The sequence below is a fragment of the Bradyrhizobium sp. genome (genome assembly GCF_049512235.1).
Taxonomy (GTDB): Bacteria; Pseudomonadota; Alphaproteobacteria; order Rhizobiales; family Xanthobacteraceae; genus Bradyrhizobium.
Map to the genome: position 1 here is coordinate 1 of NZ_JBEKXH010000129.1, position 15,224 is coordinate 15,224.

Consider the following 15,224-nt stretch of genomic DNA (forward strand, 5'->3'; position numbering starts at 1 on the left):
CGGAATGCCAAATCCGCGTAGAACCTTTCCACCTGCGCCCTGTTGGCTTCGGGCACGTTGACGTCGATGAACTCCCGAAGTTGCTTCAGGATGGCCGCATCGAGGCTCTGAGCGCCGATCGATGGAACGAACGTCAGGTGCTGCATCGCATCGAGCTTGGCGTTCAATTCCTTGAGGTGGTCCAGAACAAAGCTCCAGGCGAGCGGAGCGTTGTCCAGGGCGACACGAGAAATCATCACCGGTCCGGTCGCGGTCGCCGCATCGCCTCCCAGCGCGATGTCGAGACTGCGTTGTGCCAGCTCCTGGTCGCGGGCGCCGGCCAGGGCCACGAAATACTGGTCCTTGGCCACCGGATCGACACTTGCCTTCGCCAGATCGTACAGGCGGTCATAAAGGCCTCGATCCGCCCTCAAGCCCACGACCCTGAGGACGGGCTGCCTGATCGAGGACGGCAAGCTCAAGGGATCGTCCGGATGGGCCAGGAATTCGGCAAACCGGGCCTGCGCCTCGCCAATCACCGCCGGATCCCCCAAACGGCCGAGCGCCCCGATTAGTTGCTCGCGCAGGACGGCGACATTGTCAGCCTCGCCGGACCGCCGGTCCCACCCTACCCCCGCGAAAGCAGGCCCGAGGATGCGGATCGCATAGGCGTCGAAGCGTTGCCTGCCGCCGAGGCCGCGGTAGAGGCCATCGATAGACAGGAAGGTCTCGATCGCCTGGCTCCAGACCACGCTCTCGGCATCAGCCTTCATCCGGCGGGTCAGGTCGAGATAGGCCGAGATCGGCATGTCCCCGGCCTCTCCCAGGCTCCATATGTCGTACAGCAAGCCCAACTGATCGCCGGGCGCCAGTCGATCGAATGCTCCGGCCAGCTGGCGAAAGGATTCGTCGGAATACTTGCTCCGGTAATACGCCCCCTGGCCATAATTTATCTTGACCGGCAAGGCGCCAGCCACCTCGGCCTGCAGCGGATCGAGGCCGGAAGTGAGGATGCTGGCGGGCGCCCTGCGGCCGAACACCGATGCTGCGATCACCGGAACATGCCAGACCAGGGGCTTGCCGGAGTCCGCGTCCAGCGCGAACCGGCTTTGTCTTAACGACAGCTTGACGCCATCTCCTGCATTCGCTGCGCTTTCGACGCTGATCAACGGCACCCCGGCCTGCAACGTGAAATCATCGGCGATGGTCTTGATGTCGCTCGCCCCGGCGGCGGTGATCTCGGCCCAGAGGTCGTCGGTCACCGTATTCTTGTAGGCGTAGCGCTTCATGTAGCTGCGAACGCCCTGCCGAAAGACCCCCTCTCCGACGTAGCTTTCGAGCATGCGGATCACCGCCTGCCCTTTGCGATAGGTGATGTCGTCAAAGGCCTGGTCCGCCTGCTCCCCGCTCTCGATGTCCTGCACCACCGGATGGGTGGTGGCCCGGGAATCCTGCTGCATCGCCCTTTGCCGGGCCGACTCCGATTGCAGCCACATCGACCACTGCGGATAGAACCTGTCCGTGGCCTTGTTCTCCATCCATGACGCGAACCCCTCGTTGAGCCAAAGATTGTCCCACCATTGCATGGTCACCAGATTTCCGAACCATTGGTGCGCCATCTCGTGTGCCACGACCACGAACACACGCTGCCGGTCCGATTCGGTCGAGAGCGCGGGGTTGATCAGTAGCGACGTTTCGAAATAAAGGATGGCCCCCCAATTCTCCATCGCGGAGAAGCCGCCACCGCCGGGGGCGGCCACCAGATCGAGCTTGGGCAGAGGATACGGCGTGCCGAAATAGTCGTTGTAATAGTCGAGCAGTTTGACCGCGCTCTCCAGAGCGAACTGGCCCTTGTAGGCGCTTCCCGCTCTCGACAAGACGGATACGGCAATGCCCCCGGCATTGGTTTCCAGACGGTCCAGTTCCCCGACGCACAGAAACAGCAGGTAGCAGGACATCACCGGGCTACGCTGAAATCGCACGAAACTGAGGCCGGACTCCGAGGCCTCTGTTCGCTCCACCGGCATGTTCGATACCGCCGTCTCGCCTGCCTTGATCGCAACGCTTACCGAGAATGTCGCCTTGTGCGCGGGCTCGTCCCAGCACGGCATGAAGCGCCGCGCTGCCACCGCCTCGAACTGGGTCAGCAGCAGGTGGCGGCGGCCTGCGGGCGTATCGTAAGCCGTGACAAAGAGCCCTACCGCGCTTTCATTGATCTTACCGAGATAGTCCATCGCCAGGTCGTAAAGGCCGGGCTCGATGCGTTCGTCGAAATGGAGGGTGACCCGCTGGCTTGCCGGATCGATCACCGGCGTCCCGATGCGGACACCCTGGCTGCCTCGCAATTCGATCGACTTGAATTCGAGCCCGACGCTATTGAGGGCGATGATCGAGGTCGGCTCCAATACATTGACGGTCGTTGTCGATCGTCCCTTGAAGGAGAGCGCGCTCACGCGAGGTACTATTTCAACATCATAGTGAACGGGCACTACGTTTCGCGGCAGTTCAATTCGCGCCATGACTTCCTCCGCAGCACTCCCATACAGCAGATCACGCTGGGACCATTGTGCTGCCCTCGCCGAGGCAGCGCAATCCGATGAGAAGGTGATCGAGACGTGCGCTGCGCGTCGCTCCCACACGCGCACCGAGCGTCGCAGGAAAGATACGCCGAGCTACAGGGAGGCTATGTGAAGTATTACACATTCGTGGCGGAAACTTCTGTCTATGGCACGGCGATCTTTTGCCGGATGCTCACTGCTCGAATACCGCCCGGCAGGCGTCGCTGAGGCTCGCCTTCTGGCGTCGCAGACAGGCCGTGATCGCCCGGACGTTCGGAATTTCGCCGGGGCAAAGCCGGTAGACGTCGGGCGTGCAGGCCTTTTTCTGCCCGGGCGTCCCGGGCGCCCCCAGTGCGGAGCCGGTTGCGAACAAAGTGAGCGCCAAAGCCAGGTTGGCGCGGCTTGCCAACGCCCAAGATCCGACAAATCCTGCCTTCATGATTGGGCCTCCCAAGGAAAGGTGGTCCGGCACCACCACGGCGCCGCGTCATGAACGTGAATAGCGGAATGATTTTTCGTCAGATGTGATCTTGCCCACACTTGGCCAAGCCGCGGCGGTCTAGGGTTGGCCGGCGCAGCTCACATCAAGACAAATTTAACCAAGGCAAGCGCGAGCGGTGGATAGATACAATTTGACCGATCCATTCAATCCGGGGAAAAAGAACTTCTGAGACTGTGCGCTCCCGAATCTTTCGGAGAGCGCGATGAGCGAAGCTGAATTCGACCGATTGCTGGATGCCGTGAGAACGGCGATGGCTCCAACCCCCGAGCAGGGCATCATGGCTCACACAAGCGCCTACGCCGCGAAATACAGTCCGCCCCCCAAGGCCGCCAACGACAACCAGCCGGCCTGGCCGCTTATACCATTTCCCGCAGGCTGGTACGCGGCCTGCTGATCGCACCCGCGTTCGAGGTTTTCTGGAAGCGCCGGATCAAGCGGCCGGAGCGGGCGCCGCGAAACCATGATCGCAAAACGGCCGAAAGTTCTTCGATGCGCTGCGGTGTGGAACCATCCCATGCTGGCGTCGTTTGTATGGGCTCCGGGTTCCGAGGATCGAGCATGAACAGGTCGGCCATACCCAAGACAGCCATGACATTGGCTTCAATAGCCATCCTCGCCGCAAGCCTGACCGCGATTGCCGGCACGGCCGAAGCTCGGGCGCGTTGGCATCATTACGACAATGGCCCCGTGGTGTACGGCGACTGCAGCGTCAGCGGCATGCAATCGCCGGCGCCGTTGATCTATCCGGCGGCCGACTGGGGACCGTTCTTGCATCGGGTGCGCCACTACGGTCCCGTACTCTACTTGCCGCCCGGCAGCTGCGAAGCGGCTCCCGCCGAGACCGCGCTCGGGCCGGCGATACGGGCGCTCGATTAGCGACCGATTCCCTGAAACTGATCAGTTGTAGGATGGGTAGAGTGACCAGATCGGACGCATGTCCGAACTGGTCGCGAAACCCATCGCGGCGACGGAAGTGGTGGGTTTCGCGAAGAGCTCAACCCACCCTACGATATCGACTTGATATGATTCGCTTCAAAGAAACGCTCGACCAGACCCGCATGGAAGCGGCGCCACGGTTGGCGCGGCATGCCGGCATTCCGGTCATAGGCCGAATCGGCTGAAACCGATCGCGAATTTTGCTTGACCAGAAGAGGCGCTTGGAATGGAGGCCACGACCAGAATTGAACTGGTGTACACGGTTTTGCAGACCGTTGCGTAACCACTCCGCCACGTGGCCCCATGGGCGCGAACTCATATACGCCCTCGCGGTCAGAGGCAACCGACGGCCGAGGGCGTGTCTTGCGCCTGGCGTCCAACTCCATTTCACCCCTGGCCTGATTTCGTCTGACCCAGCGTCGCCGGCGGTAGCGGATCATGCTGGGGCGAAGCCGCGTGTTCGGTAAGGCTTCGCAGCAAGGCCTTCGCCAGCTGGTCCTGGGAATACGGCTTGGCGAGGACGATGGCGTCATTAAGTCCTGCGGGCAGAGCGATCGATCGGTAACCGGTCGCGAACACGAACGGTATGTTTCGTGAGCGCAGGATGGTGGCGACCGGGTAGCTCATTTGCCCGGCGAGGTTGACATCGAGCGTTGCGACATCGATCGTTGCCTCCTGCGCCTGCTTCTCGGCCGCGTCCAGACGCGAGGCGACGGCAACAACCTCGCAGCCAAGACTTCCCAGCATGTCCTCGAGCAGCATCGCCGCCAGTGCTTCGTCCTCGACGACGAGGACGCGCTTGCCTGTCAATGCCATGTTTCGTTTCCTTGCATGCTGCCGACCCGCGGCAGCGGGATGACACCCGTTACCGCGGCGATCCCGGCGAGCGGCGCATCGATCGCGCAGGTCAGGCCTCCCGGATGGAAGACGATCTGCGCCGTCCCACCGAGGTCCTGGGCGAGGCTGCGCTCGATCATCCGCGTGCCGAAACCGCGCCGAGGGAGCGCCGTGACCGGCGGCCCCTGCGCTTCCGACCAGATCATGAGGAGACGCGGTTCGACGTCGCCCGTGATCTCCCAGCGAAGGTTCACCTGCCCGGATGCGGCCGACCAGGCGCCATATCTGATCGCGTTGGTCGCCAACTCGTGCAGCGCCATCGAGAGTGTTACCGCCACCCGCGGCTGCAGCCGCAACCTTGGGCCAGATATCTGCAAGCGGCCCGCTCCCGCCACCGCAAACGAGGCCAGCGCCTGCTCGATCACCTCGTGGAGATCAGCGTCCTTCCAGCTTTCGCGCGTGAGCACGTCGTGCGCCGCGGCAAGCGCCTTGAGCCGCCCCTCCAGCGCCCGAAAAATTTCCGGATCGGCGGCGCGCAGCGTCTGCGCTGCGAGCGCCTGCACCGTGACCAGCGTGTTCTTCACCCGGTGGCTCAGTTCGTCGACCATCAGGTGCAGCCGGTCCTCGGCATGCTTTCGCTCGGTGATCTCGATCGATACGCCGACCATGCCGATGACCTGTCCGGCAGCGTCGCGCATTGGCGATTTGGTTGAAAGCCAGACCCGAGGCCGTCCGTTCGCTTCGCCGGCCAGTTCTTCGAATTGCTCCGGGACGCCGGTCTGCATGACCTGGCGATCGTTCATCATGACCGCCTCGGCTTGCGCGGCATCGTCGAGGAATTCCCGGTCTGTTCGCCCTTCCAGTTCATTCTCAGGTTTATTGATGAGCGCCGCGACCGCGCGGTTGGACAGGATCATGCATCCCTGCCGGTCCTTGGCGTAGATGAGCCCGGGCGTCGTCTCGATCACCGTCCGCATCAGCGCCCGGCTGTTTGCGAGCGCAGCCTCGGCCTGACGGAGCGCGGTGACATCGGTGAGAAATTCGAGCACCACCGGCCGTTCCGAGGTAGTGCCGCGGCGCATCACCTTGTAGGCGGTCACCAGGAGTTCGCGGCCATCGCGGGCGTGGTGGCGCAGATCGCCCATCCACTCGCCGGCGCGCATCAGGGTCGCCTCGATTTCGGGCGGAGGAACGGGGAAGACCGTGCCGAGCAACTCCTGCGCGGACCTGCCCACGGCCTGGTCCGAGGTCCAGCCATAGAGGCGCGCGCAACCGTCGGCCCAGTAGAGGATGGTGCCTCTGAGATCGCGCGCCATGAACGTGCCGAGCGCGAGCGTCGCGAGCAGATCGCGCTGTCGCGCCTCGCTCTCGGCGATCGTTGCATGGGACTCGCGGCGCACCCGGCCCGCGGCGATCAAGGACCAGAAGGCGAGCGCTCCCAGTCCTACGGCGCCCGACGCAGCAATCGCGGCAGCCAGTTCGGCACGTGCGCCGCTGGACGAGCCGGCTGTTCTCATGGTGGGCAAAAAGCCGTCCGCCATGGAACGGATCGCATCCAAGAGGGCTTTGCCACGACCGCTGTTCAGCAGAGCAAGCGCCCCCGCCTGATCGCCGGCGCGGCGAAGCGCAATACTCTCCCCCAACTCGGACATTTTTTCCATGACCAGCGCCCGCAATTGTCTGAGCGGCGGTGGCGGCGCGTCAACCAGGGCGAGCGAGGCTTCCGCGGTTGTGAGTTCGCCATTCAACCGCGCACGCGCCGCGTCATAGGGCTGCAGGTAGTCTTCCCTGCCGGTGAGCAGGTATCCGCGCTGACCGGTTTCGGCGTCCGCCAAGGTTGAGCGCAGCGTCGCAAGCGCCAGGCCCGCATTCGAGATGCCGCGGGCGGCCATCCCCGCCGTCACCGCGGCCTCAGAGCCGAACACGAGAAGCATAACGGCGCCGCCGAACAGTGCGGCGGCCAACCAGCCGGGGTTGCCCTGTGCGGCGACGACGCTCACCCAGCCGGCGTCTGGACGCAATGCGAGCGTGCCGGCGCAGAGCGCTGCGAGCGCCAGCGCGGTGGGGATGGCGATTTGATTGTGAAGGACCAAATTATCCAGCGATTCCAGGCGAAGGATGTAGGCCAGGACCGACGTCAAGGTCAGCGCCAATCCGACCGACGCCAGAGATGAGAAGACGGCCTGCCCGATTCGGGATCTCACGCGAGGTGCCAGCACCAACGCCCCGGCGAGCGTCGTCAGCCCTATCGACGTCAGCGGCGACATGCGCCCTGGATTGGGATAGGGAATGGTCTGGGCTCTGAGCACGTCCCCCGGAAACAGCCAGAGATCCGTACCGAGGCTCCCGCCGGTCGCATATTGACCCAGCGGTAGTCCAACGATGATCGCCAGCGCGATCGCAGGTATGGCCGACGCCGCCCGGGCGCCGCCCCGATCCGAAGCCGCCAACCAGAGCGCGACGGCGGCGAGAAGGATGGCGAGCGCCGTCCATGGCTGCATGGAGATGAAGCCGGGCACCACCGACTTCAGCGCCGGGATGTCGAAGGTCCATCCGGCCAGAACCATGAGCCCGATCATCCCCGCAACGCCTGAGGCGACAGGCGTTGCGACGAGGGACTCAGGTCGAGCGCTCAGGGTTGCCGGCGTTCGCATCGGGGGTTTCCATGGCTTGTTCGATGAATTTACCGACATGCCGGGAAGACCCTGTCAGCAGGAACAAGCGCTGCCCGTGTTCCCAGGCCTCAGCAGCGACGCTCTCATGCCCCTACTCATCGTTGAACCGGGCTTTTCCGCCAGGGTTCCGTTCCGCGCGGCGCGCACCTCGTCGCCGCGATCGATGCCGGCCTCTTACCGGGTCTCCGCACATTCACGCTGACCGGCGAACGGGCGCAAGCATCCCTCCACCGCGCCGACGGTCGATCAGACCAAATCAAAATCGAAGGTCCAGCGGCGGACGATCATGTCGCTGGATCCATTTGGAATGGTCAGAACGATGCGGCAGACCTGATTCTATGCGCTCTTCCTTACTCCGCAGCAAGGCAATTGAGGACACGTCGGTGAACAACGACCGAGGCGTTGATCAATCCGGGACAGACGGATTCGAGGGAACGAATCGCTGCCGGATTGATTCTCTGTGACAGGTCCGGAGATTTGATCGTGAGCGATGATAGCCCGCAGCCCCCATTCGTCTATGAAGGCTTGGACCCCGCTCCAGCGCCGAAATCAACCTTCGCTGAAGTCTCCGAAGCTGCGAAAGGTACAATCCATCGTGTCAGCAACGCGATAGATGAGGGTCGGAAGCCCGGCATGCCCTTGAGCATATTGAGTAACATCGCGCGCGAAGCGCCGCTTGGTTCGCTGCTGGTCGCGTTTCTCCTGGGTGTCGCTGTCGCCCGCCGCCGATGACCGGCCACGAGATCGCTTCGGGGCGCCAACGCGGCTTCGCTCAAGAAGGGAATTGGCATTTTGGCGGTACCCTTCGGCCGCTCATGGGTGTCGAGCAAATGGCTCGACTTCAAAGTTATATGGTTCGGCGGTGATGTTGCGCTGGTGGCATTCAACACCGTCTTCCAAAACCACACGCCGGCCCTTCTGCGCCGCACACCCTGGCGGCTGGCGTGCGCTGGCGCCGCGCCGGATGACCGATAGCCCGACGGCTAGATCTGGTGTTTCGGGGCTGTCAATCCCGCTATCTACAAATAATACTGTGCACTTTCTGTTCGAATCGATCTATCTGATCACACATAAGCAACCGACGGCCCGCTCAGGCGTGCTTGCGGCGGCGGTAGTCCCGCTTTGGTTTCGGCCTGGGCGCGAGTTCGGGCAGCCTGTCGATGGCCTCGCGGTAGCTGGCCAGCATCCGCTCGAAGCTGGCGTTCAGCTGCTCGGCGATATCGGGCCGCTTTTCGAGGCTTGCGAGCATCATCGCCGCCGCCTCGATGGTGGAGAGGCCGTCGCGGCGCGGCTCGCGGCGCAGCTTGCCGTAACGCGAGGGATGCTTGGGCCCGAGGATGACGCGCTGGCACTTCAGCATCCAGGCATTGCGCCACCACAAGGCCTTGGCCTGGCTCCAGGTGCCGTCGAGCAGCACGATGCCTTCGATGTCTTTCAAGATGGCGCGCTGGTTATCCTCGATTTCGCCCTTGCGGTTGATGGCGACGATATCGCGGTCGGTTTCGAGACCGGCGACATCGGCCGAACCGAGATAGAGCACCGCCCAGCGCGAGGGATCGGCGACCTTCCGTCCCAGCGCCTTCGACAGGCTCGGCCACGACAAGCCGATTCTGAGCACCGCCTTCGGGAAATGCAGCGCAGTCAGCCGCGCGGTGCCGAGCGCCCTGTCCTGCTCCTGCGGATGCTGCAGGATCAACAGCGAGATTCTGTTCTCGATCGGCGCGACGCTGTCGCAAATGCAGAGCGCCTCTGGTTTGAGGCAGCGCGGACACGCAGGGCTCGCCTCGGCCGCGGCGGCCCCGCTAACGAGCTCGGATGGTTTTGACATGCGCCCGCTATACGCTGCGTGGCGGTGCGCTACAACAACCCAAATCCCCCTTGTCGCGCCGAAGCCCCCTAGCAGAGAAGGCGGAGCACCTATTCCGCGGGCGCCGCGATTGCTCTGGCTTCGCGCGGCCGCCGCAGCCGGTCGATCAAAAGATAGATCACCGGGGTCGTGTACAGCGTCAGGATCTGCGAGACGAACAGGCCGCCGATGATGGTGATGCCGAGCGGCCGGCGCAGTTCGGTACCAGGCCCGGTCGCCAGCACCAGCGGCACGCCCGCGAACAGCGCCGCCATCGTGGTCATCAGGATCGGCCTGAAGCGGACCATGCAGGCCTCGAAGATCGCATCCCCGGCGGACAGCCCGTGGTGACGTTCGGCTTCCAGCGCGAAATCCACCATCATGATGCCGTTCTTCTTGACGATGCCGATCAAGAGGATGATGCCGATAAAGGCGATGACCGTCAGCGGCGTGCTGGCGATCTGCAGCGCCAGCAGCGCGCCGAGGCCCGCCGAGGGCAGGGTCGAGATGATGGTCAGGGGATGGGCAAGGCTCTCGTAGAGCACGCCCAGTACGATATACATCGCCACGAGCGCGCCCGCGATCAGCAGCGGCTGTCGTGCGCTGGTTTTGCCGAAATCGCCCGCGTTGCCATCGAAACTGCCGCGAATGCCCTCGGGCATGTGCAATTCCTCCACCGCGCGCTGGATGTTGGTGGTGGCGATCTCCAGCGGCACGTCGGGGAGCACATTGAACGACACCGTGGTGGAGGGAAACGACTGCGTGTGGGCCACCGCCAAGGCCGCCAGATCGCGCCTGGCGTGCACGATGGCCGATAGTGGCACCTGGATGTCGTTGGCGCCGGCGACAAAAATGCGGTCGAGGTCGGAGGGATCGTTCTGAAATTTCGGATCGGTCTCCAGCACCACCATGTACTGGTTGCGCTGGGTGTAGACGATCGAGATCTGGCGCTGGGAAAACGCGTTGTTGAGCGCGTTGTCGATGTCCTGCACCTGCACGCCAAGGCTCGAGGCCGCGCGCCGGTCGATCGACAGCCTCAATTGCAGCCCGCCGGGGTCGCGGTCGCTGGAGACGCCGGTGATGCCGTCTGTGGTCTCCATGCGCTTGGCGACGATCGGCGCCCATTTCTGCAGCAGATCGAGATCGCTGCTCGACAGCGTATATTGATAGTCGGAATCGCTCTGCCGCCCACCGGCGCGGACATCCTGCGCGGCGTACATGAACAGCCTTATGCCGGCAACCATGCCCAGATTTCTGCGCAGCCGATCGATGACCAGCGCCGTGGTCAATCCACCTCGCTGCGCAGCCGGCTTGAGATCGATGTACATCGTGCCGCGATTGAAACCGCCGCCGGGACCGCCGCCGCCGAGGATCGAGCCGACACCCGCGACGGCCGGATCGGCCATCACGATGTCGGCCAGCTGCTGCTGCAGCCCGAGCATCGACTGAAATGAGATATCGGCGGACGCCCGCGTCGAGCCGATCACGAGGCCGGAGTCGTCCGTAGGGAAATATCCCTTCGGTATCTTGATATAAAGCGTCACAGTCAACGCGATGGTGGCGAAGAACACCAGCAAGGTCAAAAACGGGAAACCCAGCGCGGAGCGCAGCGTGCGCCCGTAAAACGCCACCATGCGCGACAACGAGCCTTCGACGATGCGATCAAACCAGCTGGCGCGGTCGGAGGTGGCTTGCTTGATGTATTGGGCGCAGATCATCGGCGTGATCGTGAGCGACACCACGGTGGAAACCACGATGGCAAAGGTCAGGGTCAGCGAAAATTCCCGCAACAACCGGCCGACGACGCCGTCCATGAAAACCAGGGGCGCGAACGCGGCGATCAGCGACAGGCTGATCGACAGCACGGTGAAGCCGATTTGCCGGGCGCCCTCGAGAGCGGCCTGATACGGCCGCATGCCGTGCTCGAGGTTGCGGTACATGTTCTCGATCATGACGATGGCGTCGTCGACCACGAATCCGACCGAGATCGCCAGCGCCATCAGCGACAGATTGTCGATCGAGAAGCCGGCGAGCCACATGCCGGCGCAGGTGCCGGCCAAAGCCAGCGGCACCGAAATGCCTGCGGCAATGGTCGGCGTGATCCGGCGCAGGAAGACGAACACCACCAGCATCACCAGGAAGGCGGTCGCCAACAGCGTCAACTGCATGTCCTCGACGCTGGCCCGGATGGTTCCGGTACGGTCGACCAGCGTGGAAATATCGACGCCGCCGGGGATCCACTGCCGCAGTTCGGGCAGCAACACCTTGACGCGATCGACGGTGTCGATGACGTTGGCATCGCCCTGCTTGGAAATCTGGATCAGGATCGCCGGCTTCTCGTTGAACCAGGCGATCGACCTGGTATTGCGGACGGAGTCTTCGACTTCCGCAACATCGGCGAGCCTGACGAAGTTGCCGTTCGCGCTCTTGATCACGATGTCGCGGAACTCGGCCGCGGTTCGCATCTGCCTGTTGACCGACAAGGTCTCGCTCTGGCGGCCGCCGTTGAAGATGCCGACCGGCCCCAGCGGGTTGGCGTTGACGATCGCCAGCCTGACGTCTTCGGTGGCAATGCCGGCGTTCGACAGCGCCACCGGATTGAGCGCGATGCGGACCGCGGGCTGGTCGGCGCCGCTGACGTTGACTTCTCCGACGCCCTCAACCTGCGAGAGGCGCTGCGCCAGCACGGTGTCGGCGATGTCATACAGCGCGCTGGTCGGGATCGTCTTCGAGGTCAGCGCCAGCACGAAGACCGGCGCCGCCGCGGTGTTGGCTTTCCTGAAGCGCGGCAAGGACGGCAGGTCGCTCGGCAGATCTGATAGCGCCGCGTTGATGGCGCCCTGCACGTCGCGCGCGGCGCGGTCGATGTCGCGGCCGATGGCGAACTGCAATTGGATGCTGGTCGAGCCAAGCGAGCTGGTCGAGGTGATCTGGTCGATGCCTGCGATTTCGCCGAGCCGCCGTTCCAGGGGGGCGGCAACCGTCGCCGCCATGACCGAGGGATCGGCGCCCGGACGCGACGCGGAAACCCGGATCGAGGGAAAGTCGACATTGGGGACCGGTGCTACCGGGAGAAACACGTAGGCCACCACCCCGACCAGGAACAGCCCGATCGCCAACAGGGTGGTACCGACCGGCCTGCGGATGAAGGGCTCCGAGATCGATGCCATCAGTGCATCCCCGCTCCCGCCGGCGGCAGCGGCAGCTCGGGTCCGACCGGCGGCAGCGCGCTCTCGATACGGCGGTTGACCCGGTCGAGCGCGAGATAGATCACCGGCGTCGTATAAAGCGTCAGCAACTGGCTCAGCAGCAGTCCGCCGATGATCGAAATGCCCAGCGGAAATCGCAACTCGGCGCCGGTGCCGCTTTCCACTGCCAGTGGCAGCGCGCCGAACAACGCCGCCAGCGTCGTCATCATGATGGGACGAAACCGCAACAGACAGGCCTGCACGATCGCTTCGCTCGCGGACATGCCCTGGTTCCGCTCGGCTTCCAGCGCGAAGTCGATCATCATGATGGCGTTCTTCTTCACGATGCCCATCAGCAGAATGATGCCGATCAGGCCGATCACGCTGAGGTCCTGTCCGAACAGCATCAGCGCCAGGATGGCGCCGACGCCGGCGGACGGCAGCGTCGAGAGAATCGTGATCGGATGAATGTAACTTTCATAGAGCACGCCGAGCACGATGTAGATGGTGACCAGCGCCGCGAGGATCAGCCACGGCTGACCGGCCAGCGATTTCGAGAACTCGGCGGCGTCGCCGGCGTAGAGGCCGACGATGCTGCCGGGCATGCCGATATCGGCCTCGATCGATTTGACGGCTTCGACGGCCTCGCCGAGCGCCGCACCGGGCGCGAGATTGAAGCTGAGCGAGACCGCCGGAAACTGTGCCTGGTGCGAGATCGAAAGCGGCGCCGTGGTCCGCGTCAGGGTCGCGACCGCCGACAGCGGCACCTGGGCATCGAGTGCGCCGGGCAGATAGAGCTTGGACAGGATCGATGGATCGCGCTGATACATCGGCAGCGCTTCCAGCACCACGCGATACTGGTTGGCCTGCCCGTAGATGGTCGATATCTGCCGCTGCGCGAAAGCGTCATTGAGCGTGTCGGTGACCGCCTGCAGGCTGACGCCGAGCTGGCCCGCGCGCTGCCGGTTGATGTCGAGCGCGGCGCGCAGTCCGCCCTCCTGCGCTTCGGAGGAGACGTCACGGAACAAGGGATCGCGGCGCAGTTCGGAAACGAGCTGGCCGGCCCACCGCCCGACCTTCGCGGCGTCGGTGCCGGTCAGCGTGTACTGGTATTGCGAGCGGCTGGACCGGGTCGAAATCTGCACATCCTGCACCGGCTGGAAATAGACCGTCATGCCCGGGATCGGCGCCACCAGCCGCTTCAGGCGCGCGACCACCACGGCGACGTCATCGCTCCGCTGCCCGCGCGGTTTCAGGGTCATGACCAGGCGGCCGACATTGGTGGTCGGGTTGACCGAGCCCGCGCCGATCACGGAGACGACGCCGATCACATCCGGATCGAGCTTGATCGCGGCCGCGGCCTCGGTCTGCCGCCGCTGCATTTCGGCGAAGGAAACGTCCGGACCGGCCTCGGTCACGGCCGTGATCGAGGCGGTGTCCTGCAGGGGCAGGAATCCCTTGGGCGCCACCACATACAGAATCAGGGTCGCGGCCAGGGTCGCCAGCGTCACCAGCATGGTGGCGCGCTGGCGCCGCAGCACCCACAACAGCGTGCGATGATAGAAATCGACCATGCGGTCGATGAGGCCGCTGACAGCGGCGAGGCCCGGGACGGCCGTTTCCCCGCCGGCGTGCCTGAGCAGCCGCGAGCACATCATCGGCGTCAGCGTCAGCGACACGATCGCCGAGGTCACCACCGCGATCGTCAGCGTCAGCGCGAATTCCCGGAACATGCGGCCGACCAGGCCCGACATGAACAACAGCGGGATGAAAACGGCGATCAGCGATACCGTCAGCGAAATCACCGTGAATCCGATCTCGCTGGCGCCGCGCAGCGAGGCCTGCATCGCGCTTTCGCCGTTCTCCATGTGGCGCACGATGTTCTCGATCATCACGATGGCGTCGTCGACCACGAAACCGGTACCGATCGTCAGCGCCATCAGCGACAGATTGTCGAGGCTGAAACCTGAAAAATACATGATGCCGAAAGAGGTGATCAGCGACAGCGGCAGCGCCACGCCGGCAATCAGCGTCGCGCGCAGCGAGCGCAGGAACAACAGCACCACGAGCGTGACCAGCACGACGCTGAGAACCAGAGTGAACTGCACGTCATGGACCGATGCGCGAATGGTCACGGTGCGGTCGCTGACCACATTGAGGTTCAGGCCGGCCGGGATCGCGCGCTGAAGTCTCGGGATTTCCGCGCGGATCTGGCGGACGACGTCGATGACGTTGGCGCCGGGTTGGCGCTGGATATCGATGATGACGGCCGGCGTGCCCTGGTACCAGCCGGCCGTGCGATCGTTCTCCAACCCGTCGACGATCACGGCGACGTCGCCGATGGTGACCGGCGCGCCGTTGCGGTAAGCGATGATGATCGGCTTGTAGGCGTCGGCCGCGGCGATCTGATCGTTGGCGGCGATGGTGTAGGCCTGATGCGCGCCGTCGAGCGATCCCTTCGGACCCGAGACGTTGGCGCCTGCGATGGCGTTGCGCAGATCCTCCATCGCGATGCCATAGGCCGCGAGCCGCGTCAGGTCGGCCTGCACCCGCACCGCCGGCTTGAGGCCGCCGAGCACGGAGACCCGGCCGACGCCGGAAATCTGGCTCAGGCGCTGGCCGAGGATGGTATCGGCCAGATCGCTCATGGCGCGCAGCGAAATGGTGTCCGAGGTCAGCGCCAGCGTCAGCACCGGCGCATCG

At 64.2% G+C, this 15,224-nt stretch carries 10 protein-coding genes and 1 tRNA gene; 3 read left to right on the plus strand and 8 right to left on the minus strand.

Translation table 11 applies throughout. From position 1 onward, the window contains the following. Positions 1 to 2,432, minus strand: a 2,432-nt coding sequence (locus tag ABSG20_RS14135) for a M1 family metallopeptidase (RefSeq protein ID WP_423865124.1), incomplete at its 3' end; no start/stop codon positions are given. 298 nt (positions 2,433 to 2,730) lie between these two features. Next, positions 2,731 to 2,976, minus strand: coding sequence for a hypothetical protein (locus ABSG20_RS14140; RefSeq protein ID WP_423865125.1), 246 nt, complete (start codon positions 2,974 to 2,976; stop codon positions 2,731 to 2,733). A gap of 265 nt (positions 2,977 to 3,241) precedes the next feature. Here ABSG20_RS14140 and ABSG20_RS14145 point away from each other — a divergent pair, with 265 nt between their 5' ends. Further along, positions 3,242 to 3,433, plus strand: coding sequence for a hypothetical protein (locus tag ABSG20_RS14145; protein WP_423865126.1), 192 nt, complete (start codon positions 3,242 to 3,244; stop codon positions 3,431 to 3,433). A 164-nt stretch (positions 3,434 to 3,597) separates the two neighbouring features. Then, positions 3,598 to 3,915, plus strand: coding sequence for a hypothetical protein (locus tag ABSG20_RS14150; RefSeq protein ID WP_423865127.1), 318 nt, complete (start codon positions 3,598 to 3,600; stop codon positions 3,913 to 3,915). A gap of 287 nt (positions 3,916 to 4,202) precedes the next feature. On the opposite strand, the gene ABSG20_RS14155 is transcribed toward ABSG20_RS14150, so the two are convergent. The 3 genes from ABSG20_RS14155 to ABSG20_RS14165 form a co-directional block, all read right to left on the minus strand. After that, positions 4,203 to 4,276: transfer RNA gene (locus ABSG20_RS14155), tRNA-Cys, on the minus strand. Positions 4,277 to 4,362: 86 nt separating this feature from the next. Further along, positions 4,363 to 4,791, minus strand: coding sequence for a response regulator (locus tag ABSG20_RS14160; protein WP_423865128.1), 429 nt, complete (start codon positions 4,789 to 4,791; stop codon positions 4,363 to 4,365). Continuing rightward, the gene (locus ABSG20_RS14165; protein WP_423865129.1) at positions 4,782 to 7,391 is read right to left on the minus strand and encodes a PAS domain-containing protein; all 2,610 of its coding nucleotides are present in this window, start codon (positions 7,389 to 7,391) and stop codon (positions 4,782 to 4,784) included. The genes ABSG20_RS14160 and ABSG20_RS14165 overlap by 10 nt, the downstream gene beginning before the upstream one ends. A gap of 579 nt (positions 7,392 to 7,970) precedes the next feature. Between ABSG20_RS14165 and ABSG20_RS14170 the strand changes: the two genes are divergently transcribed. Then, positions 7,971 to 8,219, plus strand: a complete 249-nt coding sequence (locus tag ABSG20_RS14170) for a hypothetical protein (RefSeq protein ID WP_423865130.1) — start codon at positions 7,971 to 7,973, stop codon at positions 8,217 to 8,219. A gap of 358 nt (positions 8,220 to 8,577) precedes the next feature. On the opposite strand, the gene ABSG20_RS14175 is transcribed toward ABSG20_RS14170, so the two are convergent. The 3 genes from ABSG20_RS14175 to ABSG20_RS14185 all read right to left on the minus strand — a co-directional run. Beyond that, entirely contained in the window at positions 8,578 to 9,315 is a 738-nt protein-coding gene (locus ABSG20_RS14175) for a tRNA-uridine aminocarboxypropyltransferase (RefSeq protein ID WP_423865131.1), read from the minus strand. Positions 9,316 to 9,404: 89 nt separating this feature from the next. Beyond that, the gene (locus tag ABSG20_RS14180) at positions 9,405 to 12,503 is read right to left on the minus strand and encodes an efflux RND transporter permease subunit (protein ID WP_423865132.1); all 3,099 of its coding nucleotides are present in this window, start codon (positions 12,501 to 12,503) and stop codon (positions 9,405 to 9,407) included. After that, positions 12,503 to 15,224, minus strand: a 2,722-nt coding sequence (locus ABSG20_RS14185; protein WP_423865133.1) for an efflux RND transporter permease subunit, incomplete at its 5' end; no start/stop codon positions are given. The genes ABSG20_RS14180 and ABSG20_RS14185, both read right to left, overlap by 1 nt.